The organism is Edaphobacter dinghuensis, from assembly GCF_014640335.1.
In the GTDB taxonomy this organism is placed as follows: domain Bacteria; phylum Acidobacteriota; class Terriglobia; order Terriglobales; family Acidobacteriaceae; genus Edaphobacter; species Edaphobacter dinghuensis.
Window position 1 is genome coordinate 266431 of sequence record NZ_BMGT01000002.1, and the last position, 21040, is coordinate 287470.

Below are 21040 nucleotides of genomic sequence, written 5' to 3' on the forward strand. Positions count from 1 at the left end.
GTTTAATTTTGAAGCACTCACGAAGAGATTTTCTCAAGGCCGGCTCGGCAGCAATGATCGGAGGCTCGGCATTGCTGCACAGCACCGAGTTGTTTGCGCAGACTCTGCGGCTGCCGCTGGCAATTCAACTCTACTCAGTGCGCGAGCAGCTGCCGAAAGACTATACCGGCACGCTGAAGCAGATTGCTGCACTGGGCTATCGCGAGGTCGAAGCGGCTGGCTACTTTGGCCACAGCGCTGCCGAGGTGAAACAGGCCATGCAGGATGCCGGGCTCAACCTGGTAAGCTCGCACCATCCTTCGAGCGATCTGCACAAGCAGTTCGACGAGATTCTTGCGTTCAACAAAGAATTGGGCGTGAAGTACATCATCTGCTCTTCTCCTACGCCCAAAGATCCCTCAAGCAGGGGCAATCAAATGACTCTGGATGACTGGCGCTGGAATGCGGATGAGTTCAATAAGTTTGGAGAAAAAGTAACCGCCGCAGGCCTTAAATTCGGCTATCACAACCACATTGCGGAGTTTCACAAGACCAATGGGGTCGTTCCGTACGATGTGTTGATGAGCAGAACCGATCCGGCCAAGGTGACGATGGAGATGGACTGCGGATGGGTGATCGTCGGAGGCGGCGACCCGATTGCCTGCCTGCGACGGTATCCCACGCGCATCTCAATGCTGCACGTGAAGGACTTCAAAAAGTCTTCAGCTCCCTTCTCGAATACGAATCGGCCAGTGATCGCAGAGCTGGGCCAAGGCAGCATCGACTATCGCCCCATCCTGCAGGCTGCCGCGAAGACTGGACACGTGAAGCATTGCTTTGTGGAACAAGAGGGATTCGACATGCCCCCCATGGAATCCCTGAAGGTCGATGCAGACTATATGCGCAAGCTGGGTCTGGGTTAGGCAGGCTGATCGCAGGCGCGGGATTTTCCCTGGGTGGCTCTGGGAGAATTTCGTGCCTGCTTGAGTAGCTGCGGACGTTTGGAACTTCCCCTCCACCTCCCCCGGGGACATAGTCGATCTTCGCGTCCGGCGTAACCGGTGACGCAATGAATTTTCGATCAGTGCCGGTAAAGGTGCCTTAAAAGATCACTTTGAAGCATAATTTCGCAATTTAAATCACCGGCTGGACATTAATTTCAAACTTTTGATTGACATTCGATTTTCACGTAGATACATTGGCTCAACTGGAATCGTTTCCAGTTTTTCGCGCTAAAGATCGATTTGGCCATAGACCTTAGTTTTTTCACTTTTTTGGGAGGCAGCATAAATGCAACAAACCACCCCCTTCCGGCGCTCAAGCTGTAACTTATTCTTGAGCAATAGTTTAAAGCTTGCACTTTCCGGGATCGTCTTTACCTTTTGCCTCCTGCTTGCGACGACGCAACCAGGGTTTGGGCAGGCATCGAGCGGCGTAACCGGTACCGTAACCGACAATAGCGGCGCCGTCGTTCCGGGAGCAGCAGTCACCGTAACGAATATCAGCACCGGACAGACCGCAAAGACCACCACCGGCTCGGCTGGAACTTATTCCACAAGAGGTCTCATCCCCGGTCACTACACAATTACCGTGACCGCTGCGGGCTTTAGCAAATCGATCAAAAATGACGTCAACGTCGAGGTCAGTACCGAAGAAACCATCGATGTGACCCTCAATGCGGGCAGCTCCGACACGGTCGTTGAGGTAACCTCACCGCTCATCTCGCTGAACACGACACAGCCCGAACTCGGAACCACAGTTGAACCGGAGGTTGTGAACGCTCTCCCTTTTGAGATCAGTGGCGGTCGCGGAAAGCAGATCGACAGCCTCGCCTTCCTCGCACCAGGTGTTCAGGGCAGCGGCTTCTCCAAACGAATCAACGGCGGCGTGGACTTCCAGAGCGAGGTTGTCTTCAATGGTATTCCCGCTCCTCAGCCTGAGACCGAAGGCTACCAGACCGGTTTCAATCCTCCGTTCGACATGGTGAACCAGGCTCGCGTCGAGCGTTCCACCTTCTCAGCACAGTACGGTTTGGCACAGGGTGCTATGACCTATCAGATGGCATCTGGCACCAACGCCTTCCATGGCAATGTCTTCTACATCAATCGCAATGAGTTCTTCGACGCCAAGGGCTACTTCAATAGCAAAACCCCTATCGGTCGCGAGAACGACTATGGTTTCACAGTTGCAGGCCCGGTTGTCATCCCTCATCTCTATAACGGCAAAGATCGCACGTTCTTCCACTTCTCCCTTGATTTTGGAAAGACGGCGGTATCAAACAACAGCATTGGAAGCGTTCCGACAGCTTTAGAAAAGACAGGCGACTTCTCTGACTTCGTCGACGGCAACGGTAAGCTCATCCCCATCTATGACCCGCTAACCCATGCTCCCTTTCCCAACAACAAGATTCCTCAAGGGCGCTTCAGTTCTATTTCGACCGCTCTACTTCCATCCATTCCCGATCCAGATCGTCCTGGCCTCTCCAGCAATAAGACGGCTACACCCAACGCATTTCCCAATGATGCGCACGTCTGGGGATTTGTTATCGACCATAATTTGACGCCTACTCAGTCGCTTCACTATGCCCAGTGGCGTAACGCGTATGACAGCACCGGCTTCGACAATGATCCCATTGTTCCGACCACGAATATCCTGCAAAGCGCCAAGAACAACCCGGCGCTCGGCAGCGTCTTCCTACTCAATTACACCAACGCTGTTACGCCTCACCTTGTAGGTACCGCCGGTATCGGCTGGATCGGAGAGATTGGCAACCAGTTCAATGTGAAGCATGGCGTCGCCTTTCCGGGTGTCGTCGCCAATCCCCTCAGCGATGTCTTTCCGAATGTCACCTTTGACGGACAGTACACGCCAACCAGTTGGGGAACCAGCAGCGGTTGGGTCCAGTCAATCAACCGTAAGCTCGGCATTGCCATTGTGAATAACTGGCTCTGGAGCAAGGGCCGTAACACATTCAACATCGGTGGTGAGTTCCGTCGCACCTATCAGGATGACAATGAGTGCCAGGCTTGCGCCGCACAGATCAACTTCAGCCATAACACAACCGCAGCGCCTCCAGGAACCTTGAACCCTGATGGCACCAGCGCATTTGCTTCTACGGGAAGCGCTTTTGCCAGCTTCCTTCTGGGAGAAGTTGACAGTACAGACCGCATCTTCGCAAACGAACTGAAGCTTCGTAACCTGTCCATATCGCCCTATATTCAGGACGATATTAAGGTCACGCCGAAGCTGACGGTCAACGTCGGACTCCGCTGGGATATCATGCGGCCGTTCACTGAGAACAAAAACCAAATCGTCTATCTCGATCCGACCAAGCAGAACCCATCAGCCGGAAACCTGCTTGGCGAAGCGACACAGTTTGGATCTTGCCCGCTGTGCTCCGGCGTCGATCACGCCGATATTCATTACAAGCACTTTGGTCCGCGTCTGGGTTTCGCTTACATGATCAACGAGAAGACGGTTATTCAGGGCGGTTACAGCTTAGCCTTCCTGGATGGCGGAGCCTATGAGTACGGCACCAGCAAGGTTGCCGTCAGCTATGGCAATCTGCTGCAGGGCTCCTTCAACCGTAACAGCCCAGGAACCAATGCAACCGGCTACGGCGAATGGGATAATAATCCGATTCCGGCACCAGCTAACGGTGTCTTGAACCCCGCTCTGGGTATCGGAACCACGATCCGCGCCTTCGATCCAAAGAAGGACGGTATGGCCCCATATATTCAACAGTGGAACATCAATGTCCAGCGCCAGTTGCCGTGGAACACATTCGTAAATGTGGCCTACGTTGGAAACCGCGCTGTCCATCTCAATGGCCAGCTCAATCCTCTCAGCCAACCGAACCCTTCGATCCTTTCGCTGGGTCCGCTGTTGAACGAAAACATCAACTCTTCTGACGCAATCGCAGCAGGCATCAAAGCTCCTTATGCCAACTACGCAACCGATCTAGGCGGAACAGCTACAGTTGCCCATACCCTTTCACCGTTCCCTCAGTACTCAAATGTCTATAACAACTATGACTTGAGTGGAGCATCAAACTACAACGGCCTGCAGGCCAGTGCTGAAAAGCGCTTCTCGAACGGCCTGTCGTTCCTAACCTCCTACACGTTGTCGAAATCTATGTCGAATGTCGATAGCGGCTTTACAACCTTCGCGTCGCTGCCGGAGAACAAGTACAACCAGAAAGCCGAGTGGACCGTTGGAAGTAATGACATTCGCAACAACACGAAGATTGCTGGAACCTATGAATTACCCATTGGTCCTGGCAAGTCCTTCGTCAACAATAAGGGAGTTACCGGCCAGCTTCTCGGTGGTATCCAGGTCAGCTTCATTCTCTCCTATCAAACCGGAACACCTTTCGGTGTATCGGAGAACGACAATCCTCTCGGCTGCTCTGGTTGCTTCAATCGTCCGAATGAAGTGCAGGGCGTAGCGCGTAAGACCAATGGCTATAATAATCTGACTTTTGCCAATGGCCAGAGCGTACAGAAAGTATTCTCCACCGGCGCTTTTGCCAGCACCAGTAAGACCTATACTCTGGGAGACGCAGTTCGCAACTATAGCGAACTGAGAAACCCCGGCAACTATGACGAAGACATCAATGCACGAAAGAAGTTTGCACTTGGAGAGAAAGTAACTTTCATTCTCCAAATGGACTACTTCAACGTATTGAATCGAACCTACTTCGAGAATCCAAACTCGAACATCGACAACACTTCGAACTATGGATTGGTCCCATCCGGTCAGCAGAACAATGCGCGGCAAGGACAGCTTAGCGGAAGAATCACCTTCTAAGCATCCTGTTCCCTTTCACAAAACCACCGGGTCGCGGCACATCGCGGCCCGGTTCCTTTTGCAACCTAAGCCCACTTATACTGAAGCCTCTATGAAATCAATCGCTGCGTTTCTCTTGTCTTGTAGCCTTGTCACCTGTGGAGCGCCCATGCTGGCAGCGCAGCAAACTGTCTCCCCCGAAGTGCAGTCTCTCTACCAGAATGCGCGCACCGCGCAGGCAGCCAATGATAACGATACGGCTGTTGCCGATTACCTGAAGATCATTCGCCTTGATCCGAAGCTGGGTGCGGCTTACAACAACCTGGGACGCCTTTACTACAACATGGGACGCTTCAGCGATGCGGTTCCCGTTCTCGTGCGCGGGCTGCGTATCGATCCTTCAATGCATCCGGCAGAGATTATTCTTGGCGCGAGCTACTATCAGATGGGATCGTTCGATAAGGCCAGAGGCTCTCTTGAGGCTGCGCTGAAGTCGCTTCCAGATGACAGATTTGCCCGGATTACTCTGGTGCATGCTCTGATGGAGCAGAACAATCTCGACGAGGCGGTGCAGCAGCTTCGACACCTTACCAGTAGCGATCCTAAGGATCAGGAGGCCTGGTATCTGCTCGGGAAACTACAGCTCCAACTCTCACAGCAGGCCTTTGAGCGTGTCCATGCTATCGATCCCAACTCTCCGCTATCGCACGAGCTTTCGGGCGAGATTATGGAGAGCATGAAGAACACTCCTGGAGCTATTGCCGAGTATAAGAAGGCACTCGAAGTTGCTCCTAACGATGGCGGAGCGATGGAGCATCTTGCCAATGCTTACTGGAACTCGGGCGAGTGGGCCGAGGCACGCGATAGCTTCGAGGCAATTCTTCAGCATGATGCGAGTAACTGCCTGGCGCATTGGAAGCTGGCAAACTCTCTCGATGAGTTGAATGCCTCGCCGGACGATGCCTTGAAGCAGGTTGATGCTGCTCTTGCGACGTGTCCTGCTCTTGCCCAGGCTCGTGTCGAGAAAGCAAGGATACTGTTGCGTCTCGGTAAAGCGGCTGATGCGCTGCCTCAATTACTCAGCGCTGAAAAGACTGCTCCTGACGAGCCTTCGATACAGGTCTTGCTGGCGAGAACCTATAAGGCATTGGGAGACTCTGCCCATGCTGCGGAGGCCGATGCAAAGTTCAAACAACTCTTGCAGGCAGAGCACGCTAAAGAAGAAAATCATGCGGCCGATGTGATCCGCGCAAATCAATAGAGCGACCTTGCATCGATCAGGACTTGCACATGCCGTTCGGGTGACAGCCGCAGGACTCTCGAATAATCAGCTGCGTTGAGAAACGAACGGGATCGCCGACCGGCGCCGAGGCAGCTTCCCTGCTCTCATTCCGCATGCGATGAAAGAGCAGTTCTGCGGCAGTGCGTCCCAGGTCGTCAATCGTCTGCTGCACAACGCTCATTGGCGGAGTAAGGCTGTCGGCCAGATCGAAGTCGTCGAAGCAGACCATCGCAACCTGCCGAGGGATAGCAAGATGCAGGGTACGGACCGCCTCCCATGTGAATCGAGCGGCAAGGTTATTCGCTGCGAAGACTGCAATCCTGGAGTCAGTAGAGCTGAGATGGTTCTTCAGGCACATCTCGGCATCCTCTGCGCTCTCAACTTTATAGAGCAGCGGCTGAAGCCCGGCATCGTTCATCGCCTCGGTGTATCCATGTAGTCGTTCCTGAATGGGATATAACTCCGGCTTGATATGGATGCAAAGAACCTTGTCGTAACCATGAGATATAAGATGGCTGGTTGCGGCCTTTGCGCCTTCGAAGTTTTCACTGATCACCGATGGGATGTTTGCTTCCTGCAAAGGACGGTCCAGGCCGACTACTGGAACCGTTACATCTCGAAGTGCTTTATATAGTTTCGTGTTGCGCGATTGTGCCGACGACAGGATCAACCCGTCGATCTGGTGAAGGAGCAACTGCTGCAAGTTCTCAAACTCGACCAGAGGATCGTCATGAGAAGCCATCACGATCAGCAGAGAGTCATACTTGCGAGCGACAATCTCAACGGCCTCGGCGCACTGCGAAAAGAACATGTCCGAAATGCTGGGAACAAGCATCCCTATAATTCCGGATGTGGCGCCCTTGAGGCTTCGCGCGATCCGATTCGGACTATAGCCGAGATCGCTGATCGCCTGCTTGACGCGCCGATTTGCCTCTTCGCTGACGTGCACGTGACCGTTCAAGACTCTCGAAACGGTCGCATTTCCTACCCCGGCCAGACGAGCGACATCACTTAGCTTTGGAGCAGGAGGGAATACCTTTTTCATCTTTATAGTTCCTTACGCTTTCCTACGCACTCAGGATAGTTTAGGTTCCATAAATATGAGCACAAACTAAAAAGTATCGCCCCTCAATCATCCTGCCAGCTTCTAACGACAACTGTAGTCGATCGTAACTACTCCACGCCAAACTACTCCAGCCGTAATATCAAAGCCCTGAGCACTCTCATCTCCGCTGCCAATTCCTAAAAATGTAGAGCCGCCGTTTTGCGTGGCGATACAGATAGTCCCCGCAGGCAACGAAGTCCGTACGCTTGCGATCGTCCCCGCAGACGCGGATGCAGCAGCGGCGAGGATAATGCGGCCACGATCGGAGGTGCAGACGTACCCTTTAGCGCATGCCGCGCTTATACCTCGACTGGCAGCCCCAGGCAGCACGGTGGCAAGTGTCTGCGATGCGGAAGAGGTCGCTCCTCCGGTTGGTCTCCCTACAGTTAAAGCGTTTGAACTACCTGTTGACTGTGCGCCTGCGACAGCGTGTGAGTTAATAACAACCTGTCCGTGGGAGTTAGTAATGGTCAACACCTGGCCGGGTGATCTCGGGTCCTGCAGATCGATCTGCGTCGTCGTCAGCGGCCCATTGAGATGTCCCGTAAACAGGCTGGCTGACATCTGCGGCACCGTAAAGTTTCCATCGGAGGGGTCATAGTCCATCTCACCATTTTGAAGCTGGAATATTTGATAAGGGGCCTGATGATTACATCCCCTAAGGTCACATCCAACTGTGATCAGACTTCCTGCATTCAGCGGAGCCGACCTCGCATAAATAAGGTCGCGATACGGCCCTTCATAGACGCTCCACTGAATCGGCTCCAGCGTTCCTCCGCATCCGATGTAAAGAGGACAAGGATTTAGATTCCTCCACGTTGAAGGATAGTAATTTGCGCTAATTCCTGCCCCCATGAATGCCCATAGCTGGCCACCGGAGTTAGTGCCGTTGGGCAACGTGTGTTGATACACGCTTGTCATCTTCGCTCCCATTTCAAAAGAAGGGTTGTGCGGGTTCTCAATCATATCGCCGGGGGCCCAATCAACCGAGTTAGGTTCCAACGGAACTCTGCCTGCGACCTCTGGCCCCAGCACCTCTGCGCCCGGATAGAGATGAAAACCATAGTAGGAAGATGGAAGGTCGATCGTAGCCGACTGGCTGGTTGTGTCCGGTCCGGGCTGCGACCAATGCAGGTCGCGGTTCAGGTCGTCATCATATGCAGGCTGATGAACCGTACCATTTAAAGAAGGATCGCTTGCCCCTGCAATGACAACCGATGCGGCGTGGTTAAAGATGTAGGGTTCATTGGCCTGACTAAAACTTGCTGTTACGACACCGTTCTTTCTTGAGAGGTTTCTCAACTTGACGGGAGGTTCATACACCCGGAGCACATTCTGTTTTGTGAATCCCTTAACGTTCCAGATATAGGCCAGGTGGCTCGAATCGGTCGCACCCACAACCTCATAGCTCGTGGGGAAACCATCGCGCGCGATATTTCGATCAAGGCTCAGATACTGTCCGCAGAGTCCGCCCTGCCATAGCGACGTTGGGTTATTCGCATCGGTGCCATTGGGATTTTTGTGGACGATGGTGACATCCTGCACTCCATTCGCAGCCGTCTCTGTCTTTGTGATCAAGACCTGCTCCGGATACCACCCTCCGGCGAGGCAGGCTTTGCCGGTGACAAAAGAGCCGCGAATCAGATGAACGCCGGTCAGCGTAATTGTCTCCGGTGTATTTTCAACCTTGATCCGTGGAATTGGCGTATTCACAACTCCGATTCCAGTCGATACCGGCAGTGTGGCCGAGACCGGGATAACATGCACCGAAGTGCCCTTAACCAGAGTCTCCTCTCCGGTCACGATGCCGGAGATCTTTCCCTTGCTGATATCCAGCATGTAAGCGCCGTCGGTAGTTGTCTGCTGCGATTGCGAGCCGGCGACATAGGTAACCGGCAAGAGAGTTGTTCCAGCAGTGGCACCCTCGGCCGCGGTTCCGTGAAACCACTTGTCGGTCTCGCCGCCCTGGCGGGTATCGAGCGCAAAGCCCTCGTCAGACTGAGCAGTCACACCTCCATCCGTAAAGGCATAGGTATATTGCGCGGCAAAGTCGCCTGTAGCGTGCTTCACAGCGTTGGAGACACTCATCTGCCCGATGCCGCGGGTGTTGAAGGTCCCGGTCGATGAAGTTCCAATCTGCACGCTCCAGCCGCCGGCGTTCCCCCAGTTATAGCCCGGCGTATTGAACTCGTAGAGATTGTTATGCGCGATGAGGTGATGAGGATCGAACTGATCGAAGGTAAATCGTTGTGCGATGGAGACGCTGTGGTCTTGATTGATGCTGGAAGAGTTGTGGAAGACCTGAGTTTGTGGCGCCCCCTCCCGGGCTGCATCCTGGGTCTGCGCCACCGCGCCGTAGCTCAACATTAACATTGCACCCACTATCCATCCGCATTGCACCAGTTTCATAACAGAGCCCTCTTCCGTCATTTTATTGATCCGATAGGTGAGATGCAGGATCGCTTCGTTTGCGATACTTTATGCAACTCTCGCCCTGTCGCAAGATCGGTCTTATAATCAGCCCCAGTGAGTCGCAAAGCCCAACCCGCCCGCTACCCGGCCAATCAGACCCTGCTCATCGACGCAGACGATACCCTCTGGGAGAACAACATCTATTTTGAGCGGGCGATCGCTTCTTTCATCTCTTATCTCGACCATCGCATCTATAACGCCGAACAAGTTCGCGAGCGCCTCAACTGCGTCGAACGCGCGACCATCGCCTCGCGCGGCTATGGTTTAAACAGCTTTCGCCAATCGCTTATCACCTGCTTCGAGCAGCTTACCGATCGCCCCATTACACCGGACAAGCACGCACGCATCGTCAGCTTTGCCCAATCCATCGCCGACCAGGAGATCGAGTTGCTTCCCCACGTAGCTGAGACTCTTGCCGAGCTCGCCACGCGCCATCGTCTCATCCTCGTCACCAAGGGAGACCATGCCGAACAGAGCGATAAGCTTCAACGCTCTGGTCTTGCGCCGCACTTCAGCGCCGTCGAAGTGCTACCTGAAAAGCACAACGCGGCGTATCGCAGCCTCTCGGCGCATCATGGCTGCGAAGGTTGCACCACGTGGATGATCGGCAATAGTCCCAAGTCTGACATCAACCCTGCCTTTGCTGCCGGGCTCAACGCCATCTTCATCCCGCATGACTTTACCTGGGCACTCGAACGCGAGAATATCGACCATCCGCCCGCAGACCGGCAGCTTCTCGAACTCGCGCACTTCGCAGACCTGACTCGTCACTTCTAGCCTAATTTTCTCTTCCAGACTTCAAAACTGTAAGATCTGCGAGCCTCATCCGTCAGCTACAGTGTCGGACATAACAGTCCGGCAAAAAGGAGAATGGAAATGAATACATACCTATGCCCTTGCGGACTGGATTGCCCCTGCGGACCTGGCTGCCCTTGCTCGTAATCTCACTAATCAACCATCATGGTGCGGTGTGGAGCGATCCACACCGCACCTGAAAGACTTGTTCCATCATGCAAACCGAAGTTATCGCCGGCCTTATCGACCAAAGAAAGCAGTTTCTCCGCTTCGTCGAAAACCGTGTCAGCTCCCGTGTTATTGCTGAAGACATCATCCAGGCGGCTTACATCCGCGCCATGGAAAAGGCTTCCACGCTCAACAAAGGCGAGTCTGCCGTCGCCTGGTTCTATCGCATTCTGCGCAACGCCGTGATCGATCACTATCGCCATCGCGCTGCCGAAGATCGTGCGCTCGAGCAATGGGCCAAGGACCTCATCACCGAGACGCAACCCGATGCAACGACCCAGCAGATTGTCTGCCAGTGCATCGACAATGTCCTTGCAACACTCAAGCCCGCTTACAGCGAGATCATCCGCGATGTCGATCTTGCCGAGAACTCCATTGACTCGTTCGCGAAGAAATCAGGCATCACTCCGGCGAATGCATCCGTCCGCGCTCATCGCGCTCGTCAGGCACTCAAAAAGCAGCTCATTCAGACCTGCCGTACCTGCGCCAAGCACGGCTGCATCGACTGTACCTGTCCCTGATCGGCATCGTTCGTCATAGCTCCGAGCCGGATATGTTATCTCGGCCCGAAGCCATGACCTTCTATCAGAAGTAGAACTTGCCGCCGAGTTCAACTGTGCGAGCCTGGTTGATCTGCTGCAGGGTAACGGCTCCGAAGTTCGAGTCGTTGGGGTTCGTATCCGGTGCGCCGAAGCGTGGGTGATTCAGAGCATTGAACGCATCGAAACGGAGTTGAAAGCGAGTAGTGGAGTTGATAGCAAAGTTCTTATAGAGGCCAACCACCAGTTCGCTGACTCCCTGCTGGCGAATATTTCCCCAACGGGTCGGATAGTTGCGGATATATGCGGCAAAATCTTGATAGACGCCGTTGCGGATCGTATCTCCTTTAGGCGGTTTGTAGCCGGCACCCGGCATCTGCTGTATGCCCGTCCACGCGGGATAGGTTGAGATGTCGGTATTCCGGTTGGGAAAGGCGACAAACTGGCTGGTATCGAACCAGCGCTTCAGGGTTCGCTGCTTGCCCGTGAGTGCAGCACTCTGCCCGCTGTAGAAAGAGTCCGTCGAAAAGACGACAGGAACGCCGGAGCTGGCCGAGTAATTCCCTGTGATCTCCCATCCACCGACCAGCATATCCAACGGGCGGGACAGCGATCCGCCCCACTGGCGACCACGTCCAAAGGGAAGATCCCATATTCCGGTGAGAGCGAGAACATAGGGACGATCTTCTCCGCCGAGCTTGTGCTCAACCTTGGGGCCTGCAATCTGAGGCCCCAGGAACGCGGTATCTTCAAAGAGCTTCGACCAACTAAAGGCGGTAATCAACGAGAGCCCGTTTGAATAGCGGCGCTCAATCTTGGTCTGCAGAGCGTCGTATCCGTTCTTGCCCGTGGGTCGGTTCTGGTTGATCGCGCCCAACAGTGGAATGGGATTGAGCAACTGGTTGACGGTTACGTTCTTGCTGCTGGCGATCGTACCGGTTACATTCGGCAACTGGTAGAAGGGATTGGGAAGCAGCGTGTTCCACGGCAGAATATCGCCGGGACGTCCGTTGGCATCGAAGACAGGTTGTTGCAACTGCTTCCACAACGCGAAGCTGGGCTCGTTTTCATTCCACGTCCACGGAATGTTGTAGGTCTTATTGTGCGAGTATCCGATCTCGAAGAGCCAGCTTCCATATTGCTGTTGCAGATGCAGCGAATACTCCCACGAGTACATGCGGTTGAGGTTGGGATCGTCCCAGTTGACTCCCTGTCCGAGGTTCGTCAACGGCCCAAGCGAAGAACCCGTCGGTTGCAAAATGCCACTATGAAATGGATTGGAGAGCGTGTCATAGGGCGTCAGGTTATTGTCCTGCGATGTGATCAGAGCGGTCGTACGCGAGAAGCCGTTCTGTCCGCCGGTCACAAAACTGGCCTGGGTAAAGCGTCCGAAGCCACCGCGAAGAACAGCATTCGGCGCGATCTTGTAAGCAAAACCGGCGCGAGGCTGCCACTCGTGATAGTCCGGATCGACCGGCGTGCGCGGCGTTCCGTTGACTCCTGCGAACAACTGCGCTCCCATGACCTTGAAGGCAGAGGAAGGCAAAAGCTGGTTAAGAATCTGTACACCGGCGTTGGATTGATTGTTCGCCATAATGCTGGCGTAGGAGGCCTGTGCCGAGTTGCTGACAGGATTGATGACAGTCGGATCGAATCGGTCCGTCAGGCGATTGTGACGCTCGGTGATCGGCTGTTCCAGGTCCCAGCGCATGCCGAGATTCACCGTCAGTTTCGGCGTCAGACGCCAATCGTCCTGAAAAAAGCCTGCGATGTAGTGCTGCGAGTAGAAGGCAGTCGCGTTCACAGGCACGTTACCACCAGAGGGCAGCCCCAGCAGGAAGGCAGCAAAGGTGCTCCCGTTGCCCGTGCCCCCAGAGACGAGTGCGTTCTGCTGCGTCCATGTACTGGTGAAGTCAAACTCGCCCTGGTTGCCAAGATTTCCCGCGGCATTCTGCAAGATCCAGAACTCACCGCCGAAGCGGAAGGTGTGTGTCTTGTAGATCTGGGTAAGAGTTGCGGCCCAGGTGTGATACGTGTCCATGCTGTATGACGACGCGTTCGTAGTGCCGAAGTCCCCCGCTACTCCCTTGATGTAGGGGAACGAAGGCTTCACAAGTTGCGAAGTAAACGCCTGCGAGAAGCCTAGCTTCGTTGGATCGAAACCGGCGCCGTTGCTCGAGGAAGGGCTCTCATAACGGTTAAGCGTGTAGTGCATGGAAAGGACTCTGCTGTCCCCCAACGTCCATACATGGTCGATACCGACTCGCTTCGACGTGCGAAAGAGATTGCTGCCACTGGCAACAGTGCCAAAGTTGTTGCCGCTGAACTCCGACAGATGATCCCAGTTGACAGTGACGAAGCTGTGCTGCGAATTATTCCAGTTCTGGTCGACGCGTACAGCAATGACCGGATATGTGTCCTGTCGTGTCGCCGGCGAGACGAAGTTATTGGAGTCCGTCGACGTACCATCTCCCGCTGTATTGGGCAGCGGAATGTAAGCGAGGATATTTTTCGCAACCGGATCGAGCAGACTAGGCGTAATCACGTTTCCACCAAACTGTTTGCGGTTGCCCTTCGAGTCGACCTGGAACGGGTTGTAGATATTGATCGGATAGGTAACGCGGTTTCCGCTGACGACCTGGGTCGTGAAGGACTGGCTGAAATCTCCTGTACGCTCGAGCGCCGTAGGCAGCGAAAGCGTGCTCGGCAGCGGATTAGTGTTGATGGTCTTGTCGAAGGCAAAGAAGAAGAACGTGCGGTCTCTTCCGTTGTAGATCTTTGGCAACCTCACCGGTCCGCCAAACGTGCCTCCAAACTGGTTGAAGTGAACGGACGGAGTCGTTAAGCCGATCAAATTGTTCTGGTAGAGATTGGCGTTGAGAAAGTTGTTCTGGTTGTACTCATACAGAACGCCGTGATACTGCTTACCTCCGCCTCGCGTCTCCATGTTGATGGTCGCACCGGCCTGACGCCCGATCGACGCATCGTAGGCATTGGTCTGCACGCGAAACTCCTGCACGCTGTCCATCGGCGGAATAAAGTCGATATCGCCGCCCGTCTTAGTATTGGGCATACCGTCCAGTTGAAAGTTATTCGAGTTGGTATCGTTGCGGCCGCCATTTGCGGTGAACTGCGATGCCGCATCGTTGGACCAGCCACGAGCAACGTTCGACCCCTGCTCGCGCTGCACAACACCAGGAGCCAGCGTGGCAAACAACGTCGGCACATGAGACTGTGTCGGCAGATCGTCGAGCTCGCGCCGGGTAACTACAGTCCCCGAGGTTGCCGCCGTCGTATCGATCAGCGGAGTCTCCGACGTGACCGTGACCGTCTGCGCCTCAGACCCGACCGCCAACTGCATGTCGAACTGCTTCACATCGGCGGCCTGCAGCGTGATGCCTACACGCTTTTCCGAACGAAATCCCGGAGATGCAATCGTGAAGTGATACTTGCCCGGCAGTAGCAATTGAATCTGCCACAGGCCTTTGTCGTTCGTGACCGTAGTACGCGCCACGTTCGTATCGTTGGAGATGACGGAGATCGCTGCTCCACGAATGACTGACCCCTGGGGATCGGTTACGCGCCCACCGATGGTCGCGCGGACGTCCTGTGCAAATCCTGCCCCTCCCCAGCAGATGGTTAGAAGAAATACTGCCCAGCCCAATACAACACCTACGTTGTTCCCTCGGAAGAATCTATGCATGTATGGCCCCGTATTTATCTTTACTAATTTGTTTTAGGTACGAATCAATGACTGAGCGCAAAAACTCCAGACCGTGTGTGAAAGTTTGGAAAAAATGCATAGCCATAATGATGGCGAGAGCTACCCTTGTCAAGTCAAGATTTATCAATGTTTACGATTATGTAATCGCTTCCAACAAATTAGAGCTAGGCGAATGAAAAGACTGTATCGAGCCATTTTGATCAAAGCGTGAGTCTGACAGCGGGTTTTGCTCTTGTCCTCTATCAGCGCCGTTCAGCGTAAAAATGTCTCTGCTGCTGCCCTCTGAATTTTCACTTGCAGTACACAAAATTTTCTTCGATACCCCCTTGTGTATCTCCACCGGAAACTCCCTGTAACATTGAAACGAGAAGTGAGAGGTGTATGAACGAAGGTCGTTGGGTTTTATTGATTGCGAGTGAAGTGGGTGGCACCGATTCCGTCTCCGACCGGGCCATGGAACGTTTAGTCGATGCCATCAAACAAGAGGGCTACGAGGTCGTCCGCACCTCGACGCCGGAGGATGGTCTGTCCCTTGTCACCTCAGACCCATCGCACAGCGCGATCCTGCTGGACTGGGACCTCGAGGGCGACAACCAGTTCGACGAGCGCGCCGCGCTGAAAATTCTCCGCGCTGTCCGTCATCGCAATAAGAAGATTCCTATCTTCCTCATCGCCGACCGCACCCTCGTCAGCGAACTCCCACTCGAAGTCGTTAAGCAGGTGCACGAATACATCCACCTCTTCGGCGATACTCCGGCCTTCATCGCGAACCGCGTCGACTTCGCCGTCGAACGCTACCACGAGCAGCTTCTGCCTCCCTACTTCCGCGAGTTGAAAAAGTACAACGATCAGGGAGCCTACTCGTGGGACGCGCCCGGCCACATGGGCGGCGTGGCGTTTCTGAAGCATCCAGTCGGCATGGAGTTCCAGCGCTTCTTCGGCGAGAACATCATGCGCTCCGACCTCGGCATCTCGACCTCGCAACTCGGCTCGTGGCTCGACCACATTGGGCCTCCGGGCGAGTCCGAACGCAACGCCGCGCGTATCTTCGGCGCCGACTGGACCTTCTACGTCCTCGGCGGGTCGTCGACCTCAAATCAAATTGTGGGCCACGGTGTCATCGCGCAGGACGACATCGTCCTCGCCGATGCCAACTGTCACAAGTCCATCTGTCACTCGCTCACCGTCACCGGCGCGCGCCCTGTGTATATGAAGCCCACGCGTAACGGCTACGGCATGATTGGACTTGTCCCCATCAAGCGTTTCAGCCCCGAGTTCATTCGCGGCCTCATCGACAAGAGCCCCCTCTGTACCGGCGTGCCCAATCAGAATCCGACCTATGCCGTCGTCACCAACTCCACCTATGACGGCCTCTGCTACGACGTCAATAAAGTGGTCACCGAGCTCTCAAAGTCCGTCCCTCGCGTCCACTTCGACGAGGCCTGGTACGCCTACGCCAAGTTCCACGATATCTACCGCGGCCGCTACGCGATGGGTGTCCCCGATGATATGCCCGATCGGCCCACCTTGTTCTCGGTGCAGTCGACGCACAAGATGCTCGCGGCCTTCTCCATGGGCTCGATGGTCCATATCAAGCTCAGCCCTCGCGCTCCGCTCGACTTCGACCAGTTCAACGAGTCCTTCATGATGCACGGGACAACCTCTCCGTTCTATCCGCTGATCGCATCGCTCGACGTCGCTGCCGCAATGATGGACGAGCCCGCCGGTCCTACGCTCATGGACGAGACCATTCAGGACGCCATCACCTTTCGCAAGGCCATGTCGTCGGTCGCGCACCGACTTCGCGCCGCCGACGAGGAAGGCGGCTGGTTCTTCCGCCTCTTCCAGCCCGAGCAGGTCATCGACTCCACGACTGGCGAGACACACCTCTTTGAAGAGGCCCCGGACGAGCTGCTCGCCACTGATCCGCACTGCTGGACGCTAAAGCCGGGCGAAGACTGGCACGGTTTCCAGAGCGAAGACATCGCCGACGAGTACTGCATGCTCGACCCGACCAAGGTCACCATCCTTATGCCCGGCGTCAATGCTCAGGGCAAGGTGGCAGAATCTGGCATCCCCGCGGCTATCCTCACCGAGTTCCTCGACAGTCGCCGCGTCGAGATCGCCCGCACCGGCGACTACACCGTGCTCGTCCTCTTCTCGGTCGGAACCTCCAAGGGCAAGTGGGGCAGCCTGCTCGAAAACCTCTTCGAGTTCAAGCGCCTCTACGACAGCGAAGCTCCTCTCGAAGAGGCGCTGCCCGAACTGGTCGCGAAGTATCCCAACCGCTATCGCAACGTCACCCTCAAAGAGTTGAGCGACGAGATGCACGCCGTCATGATGCAGCTTCGTCTCGCCAACCTCGTCGGCGAGGCCTGCGACGAGGACTTCGACCCCGTGCTTACGCCTGCGCAGACCTATCAGAAACTGCTGCGCAACGAGACCGAGAAGATACGCTTCACCGACATGCCCGGCCGTATCGCTGCCGTCATGCTGGTTCCCTACCCTCCCGGCATTCCCATGTCCATGCCCGGCGAGCGCTTTGGCGGAGCCGACAGCCCCGTCATCCGGCTCATCCTCGCCATGGAAGAGTTTGGCAAGCGCTTCCCCGGCTTCGAGCGCGAGGTCCACGGTGTCGAGGTCGACTCCGATGGCAACTACTGGATGCGTAGTGTCGTCGAGGCCGCCAATAAGCGGCGCAACGGCAACGGCAAGCATCGCCCACCCAGCTCCGCTCCACCGGTCAAAAAGCCGCGCAAGCCAAAGCCGTCGCCGGAGAGCCTTGCGCATTCCACTCTCAATCCTCTGGTAAGGGAGTAGCTTCGCTTCCTCCTTCACTGAACTGAAACCAAAGCCTCTGGATCGCTGTTCGCAGCACCCTCATGAGCAACGATCCAGAAAGTTCTTTCCACAGCAGGCAGCAAAAAGGCTCGATAACATCCATACGCATGAACCAGATCGCGCACCAAAATCTGCGAATGGGATGCTATACTAAGTCTCGGATTGCTTACCGCACCTCTCGCGTACCAACGTAAGAGAAACAATGCGGAGGTGGCGAAATTGGCAGACGCACTAGCTTGAGGTGCTAGCGCCGCAAGGCATAGGGGTTCAAGTCCCCTCCTCCGCACCAATCCAAACATTCTGGCTTAAGAAGGTCGCAAAGCTACTCCGATGCTCTATTTCGTCCTTGTCATCCACATCCTCGTCTCGTTCTTCATCGTAGGCATCATTCTGCTGCAGCAGGGTAGCTCGGCAGACCTCGCAGGCGCCTTTGGCGGACAGGGTTCGCAGACAGCTTTCGGCCCTCGCGGCGCAGCCACGCTGCTCACCAAGCTCACCGCATGGTCGGCTGTGCTCTTCATGATCACCTCCATCAGCCTCACGGTCATGCTCTCCCGTTCGAGTGGCGATCACTCCGTCCTCTCCGGCGCCGGTCATCCTGTCACCCAGACCGCTCCGAAGAAATAGGCTTCCTCAAGCTTGAAAAGCGCGGGCCATTGGCTCGCGCTTTTTTCATGCTGTCACTCCGCTATCGACCGCACAAACTATTAGTCTTAATCCATGATCCACGAAATCCTCATCGTAGGCCCGCTCCAGTGCAACTGCTCCATCCTTGGCGACGAAGTCTCGCATGAGGCCATCGTGGTCGATCCCGGCGACAATATCTCCCGCATTGTAAGCACTCTTGAAAAGCATCAGCTTACCGTCAAGCAGATCGTCGTCACCCACGCTCACATCGACCATATCGCCGGAGCGCAACGCCTCAAGCAGCTCACCGGAGCACCTATCCTCTACAACCAAAACGACCTGCCCCTGGTCAAAATGATGGACGTCCAGGCCGGATGGCTCGGCATCGCCACGCCTGACGTAGCCCCTCCCGACGCCAGCCTCGAAGACGGCCAGACCATCTCCATCACAGGCTTGACCGGCTCCATCCTCCATACCCCCGGACACACCGAAGGCAGCGTCTGTCTCTATCTTCCCAAGCAGGCTCTACTCCTGGCCGGGGATACCCTCTTCGCCGGCTCCGTAGGCCGCACCGACCTGCCCGGAGGCAATACTCAGAAGCTCATCCAATCGATCCACGAGTCCTTGCTTACCCTGCCTGACGAGGTAACCGTCATCCCCGGGCATGGAGCCAAAACTACCATTGGCACCGAAAGAGACTCAAATCCATTTCTCCAATAAATCAATGAGATACAGCGTGAACTCTCGAGAAGCACATGATGCGAGCCCTGCAAGCTAATTACTTACTTGGTTCCATTTATGGCTCCAGCAATCTGCCTTACTCCAGCAGCAAAATCCTCGGAAGGGCCGATCAAGCTGACCACCACTCGCCCGCTCTCGGCGATTCCATAGAACGATCCCGGATGCACGATCACTCCACACTCATGTAATAGCTCCTCTGCTACATCGCCGCCTCTCGGTAGCCGCAGAATGGCACACCATCCAGCCTCCACCCGCAGGACCTCCAACCCCGCTTCTTCAGCGCAGGCCAGATTCGTTTGCACCCGCTCCAGAATCTGCCGCTGAATTCCCTCCCGTCCCGCAAGCCACAAAGGCAGCGCCCTCTGCACCGGAGCATTCATCGACAGAAACGTATCGGCAATGACCTCCAGCCGCGCCATCGCCTCCTGGCGAACCTCCTCAGGCCCGAACCCGGCGATCCAGGCCGCCTTCATCTGTGGCAGGCCGGCGATCTTGCTCATCCCGCTTAACACGAAGGTCAAGACCGGATGCGAACCCACCGCAAAGCTGACCAGCTCCTCCGTATCCGTCCGCTCCAGCGAGAAGTCGAGGAAGACCTCGTCGACAATCAGCGCCAGCCCATGCTGCGCGCAGATCGCTTCAAGCCTGCGTCGTTCGACAGCTTTGGTTCCATGCCCGGTTGGATTATTGGGATGCACCACCACGATGGCCCGTGTCCTCGGCCCGATGCGCCGCTCGAGTTCAGCAAAATCGATCCACCATCCGTAGTCATAGAACAGCGGATAGGGTCTCAGCTTCACATCTTCAAGGTCGGCGAGAAAGTCAAAGAGCGGATAGCTTGGCTGCGCCACCAGTATCTCGTCGCCCGCATCGCAGAGCAGCCGGAACAGATAGCCGTACCCTTCGCTTGTGCTTGTGGTTAGCACCAGCGCATCGGGATCGACCACAGCACCATGCCCCCGGTAGTACCCGTCTACCGCCTCCCGCGACGACCTCATCCCCCGAGCGTCAGGATCGTACGTCAGAGCATCGATGTCGCTCAGCGGAGACAGAATTGCAGCAGCGTCATAGCTGAATCCGCAGACCGTAGGGTTCGAGATCGTCAGGTCATAGAGCCGCCGCCCTGCCAGCCGCGCCTCGCGAATCGCAGCAGCAAAGCTGCTCTCCCCAACATCCCAACCTGTACGCGCAGAAAATCGAAGGCTCACCTCACCATGCTAATCAATTCATGGCCATCGCCTACAATAAGAGCTCACCTATGAGCTCAATCAAAGCAGTCCTCTTCGACTTCGGCCAGGTCCTCTCCCTGTCCGCCGACCCCGCCGTCTGGCAGCAGATGCTCAACCTCAGCGGCCTCTCCGAAGCCGATTTCCGTCGCGAGTACTGGGCGTACCGCCACGACTACGACCGTGACACGCTCAATAAGCACACCTACTGGCAGGCGGTGGCTGCTGGCTCTGGAACCACCTTTACCCCCGAGCAGATCGCTGCGCTGATCGCCGCCGACGTCAATCTCTGGTCACGACTTAACCAGCCGATGGTCGAGTGGGCACAGCAACTGCAACGCGCAGGCGTCCGCACCGGCATCCTCTCCAACATTGGCGACGCCATGGCCGAAGGTCTCGTCGCAAAGTTCGACTGGATCGGCGGCTTTGACCACTGCGTCTGGTCACACTCACTAAAGCTCGCCAAACCCGAGACCGCCATTTACCGCTGTGCTGCCGAAGGTCTCGCCACCGACCCATCGCAGATTCTCTTCATCGACGACAAGATCGAGAACATCGAGGCCGCGGAAGCCGTCGGCATGCAGGCCATCCAATACCACCTCGACCACCCGGCGTTCGAACAAGAGTTGCGCCGCCGCCATCTCGATTCGCTGCTCGATTTATCTCCGACAGCCACCATCGTCTAGCGTTGTT

Annotated in this window: 13 protein-coding genes and 1 tRNA gene; 10 read left to right on the forward strand and 4 right to left on the reverse strand. The window is 55.7% G+C overall.

The window, feature by feature from the left end; translation table 11 throughout:
• Nucleotides 1–8 precede the first annotated feature (8 nt).
• From IEW09_RS06775 to IEW09_RS06785, 3 genes are all read left to right on the forward strand, one after another.
• On the forward strand, nucleotides 9–902 hold the full coding sequence (locus IEW09_RS06775; protein ID WP_229739153.1) for a sugar phosphate isomerase/epimerase family protein: 894 nt from the start codon (nucleotides 9–11) through the stop codon (nucleotides 900–902).
• A 412-nt stretch (nucleotides 903–1314) separates the two neighbouring features.
• Nucleotides 1315–4788 carry a TonB-dependent receptor gene (locus tag IEW09_RS06780; protein WP_188553441.1) on the forward strand — a complete coding sequence of 1158 codons (3474 nt, stop codon included), beginning with the start codon at nucleotides 1315–1317 and terminating at the stop codon, nucleotides 4786–4788.
• 91 nt (nucleotides 4789–4879) lie between these two features.
• On the forward strand, nucleotides 4880–6028 hold the full coding sequence (locus IEW09_RS06785; protein WP_188553442.1) for a tetratricopeptide repeat protein: 1149 nt from the start codon (nucleotides 4880–4882) through the stop codon (nucleotides 6026–6028).
• A 16-nt stretch (nucleotides 6029–6044) separates the two neighbouring features.
• Here the strand turns inward: IEW09_RS06785 and IEW09_RS06790 are convergent, their stop codons facing one another.
• Together IEW09_RS06790 and IEW09_RS06795 are read right to left on the reverse strand one after the other, a co-directional pair.
• The gene (locus IEW09_RS06790) at nucleotides 6045–7094 is read right to left on the reverse strand and encodes a LacI family DNA-binding transcriptional regulator (protein WP_188553443.1); all 1050 of its coding nucleotides are present in this window, start codon (nucleotides 7092–7094) and stop codon (nucleotides 6045–6047) included.
• A 102-nt stretch (nucleotides 7095–7196) separates the two neighbouring features.
• On the reverse strand, nucleotides 7197–9563 hold the full coding sequence (locus IEW09_RS06795) for a hypothetical protein (RefSeq protein ID WP_188553444.1): 2367 nt from the start codon (nucleotides 9561–9563) through the stop codon (nucleotides 7197–7199).
• 117 nt (nucleotides 9564–9680) lie between these two features.
• On the opposite strand from IEW09_RS06795, the gene IEW09_RS06800 reads away from it, so the two are divergent.
• Complete coding sequence (locus IEW09_RS06800) at nucleotides 9681–10403, forward strand: HAD family hydrolase (RefSeq protein ID WP_188553445.1); 723 nt, start codon at nucleotides 9681–9683, stop codon at nucleotides 10401–10403.
• Nucleotides 10404–10636: 233 nt separating this feature from the next.
• Nucleotides 10637–11170, forward strand: a complete 534-nt coding sequence (locus IEW09_RS06805; RefSeq protein ID WP_188553446.1) for an RNA polymerase sigma factor — start codon at nucleotides 10637–10639, stop codon at nucleotides 11168–11170.
• Nucleotides 11171–11234: 64 nt separating this feature from the next.
• Here IEW09_RS06805 and IEW09_RS06810 read toward each other — a convergent pair whose 3' ends face one another.
• Nucleotides 11235–14891, reverse strand: coding sequence for a TonB-dependent receptor (locus IEW09_RS06810; protein WP_188553447.1), 3657 nt, complete (start codon nucleotides 14889–14891; stop codon nucleotides 11235–11237).
• Nucleotides 14892–15293: 402 nt separating this feature from the next.
• Between IEW09_RS06810 and IEW09_RS06815 the strand changes: the two genes are divergently transcribed.
• The 4 genes from IEW09_RS06815 to IEW09_RS06830 all read left to right on the forward strand — a co-directional run bounded on the left by IEW09_RS06815 (nucleotide 15294) and on the right by IEW09_RS06830 (nucleotide 19100).
• Nucleotides 15294–17732 (forward strand): Orn/Lys/Arg family decarboxylase, encoded by a 2439-nt coding sequence (locus tag IEW09_RS06815; RefSeq protein ID WP_188553448.1) that lies wholly within the window; start codon nucleotides 15294–15296, stop codon nucleotides 17730–17732.
• Between the two features lie 225 nt (nucleotides 17733–17957).
• Nucleotides 17958–18042: transfer RNA gene (locus tag IEW09_RS06820), tRNA-Leu, on the forward strand.
• Between the two features lie 41 nt (nucleotides 18043–18083).
• Nucleotides 18084–18380 carry a preprotein translocase subunit SecG gene (gene secG, locus IEW09_RS06825; RefSeq protein WP_188553449.1) on the forward strand — a complete coding sequence of 99 codons (297 nt, stop codon included), beginning with the start codon at nucleotides 18084–18086 and terminating at the stop codon, nucleotides 18378–18380.
• Between the two features lie 93 nt (nucleotides 18381–18473).
• Nucleotides 18474–19100: an MBL fold metallo-hydrolase gene (locus IEW09_RS06830; protein WP_188553450.1), complete on the forward strand. Its 627-nt coding sequence runs from the start codon at nucleotides 18474–18476 to the stop codon at nucleotides 19098–19100.
• A 62-nt stretch (nucleotides 19101–19162) separates the two neighbouring features.
• Here the strand turns inward: IEW09_RS06830 and IEW09_RS06835 are convergent, their stop codons facing one another.
• Nucleotides 19163–20329 (reverse strand): pyridoxal phosphate-dependent aminotransferase, encoded by a 1167-nt coding sequence (locus tag IEW09_RS06835; protein ID WP_188553451.1) that lies wholly within the window; start codon nucleotides 20327–20329, stop codon nucleotides 19163–19165.
• A gap of 50 nt (nucleotides 20330–20379) precedes the next feature.
• Here IEW09_RS06835 and IEW09_RS06840 point away from each other — a divergent pair, with 50 nt between their 5' ends.
• Nucleotides 20380–21033 carry an HAD family hydrolase gene (locus tag IEW09_RS06840; protein ID WP_229739154.1) on the forward strand — a complete coding sequence of 218 codons (654 nt, stop codon included), beginning with the start codon at nucleotides 20380–20382 and terminating at the stop codon, nucleotides 21031–21033.
• Nucleotides 21034–21040 lie beyond the last annotated feature (7 nt).

What these genes read in the sequence shown, in the direction of transcription:
- IEW09_RS06785 (WP_188553442.1), top strand. Translation starts at nt 4,880, where the DNA reads ATGAAATCAATCGCTGCGTTTCTCTTGTCTTGTAGCCTTGTCACCTGT.
- IEW09_RS06790 (WP_188553443.1), bottom strand. Translation starts at nt 7,094, where the DNA reads ATGAAAAAGGTATTCCCTCCTGCTCCAAAGCTAAGTGATGTCGCTCGT.
- IEW09_RS06795 (WP_188553444.1), bottom strand. Translation starts at nt 9,563, where the DNA reads ATGAAACTGGTGCAATGCGGATGGATAGTGGGTGCAATGTTAATGTTG.
- IEW09_RS06805 (WP_188553446.1), top strand. Translation starts at nt 10,637, where the DNA reads ATGCAAACCGAAGTTATCGCCGGCCTTATCGACCAAAGAAAGCAGTTT.
- IEW09_RS06810 (WP_188553447.1), bottom strand. Translation starts at nt 14,891, where the DNA reads ATGCATAGATTCTTCCGAGGGAACAACGTAGGTGTTGTATTGGGCTGG.
- IEW09_RS06815 (WP_188553448.1), top strand. Translation starts at nt 15,294, where the DNA reads ATGAACGAAGGTCGTTGGGTTTTATTGATTGCGAGTGAAGTGGGTGGC.
- secG (WP_188553449.1), top strand. Translation starts at nt 18,084, where the DNA reads ATGCTCTATTTCGTCCTTGTCATCCACATCCTCGTCTCGTTCTTCATC.
- IEW09_RS06830 (WP_188553450.1), top strand. Translation starts at nt 18,474, where the DNA reads ATGATCCACGAAATCCTCATCGTAGGCCCGCTCCAGTGCAACTGCTCC.
- IEW09_RS06840 (WP_229739154.1), top strand. Translation starts at nt 20,380, where the DNA reads ATGAGCTCAATCAAAGCAGTCCTCTTCGACTTCGGCCAGGTCCTCTCC.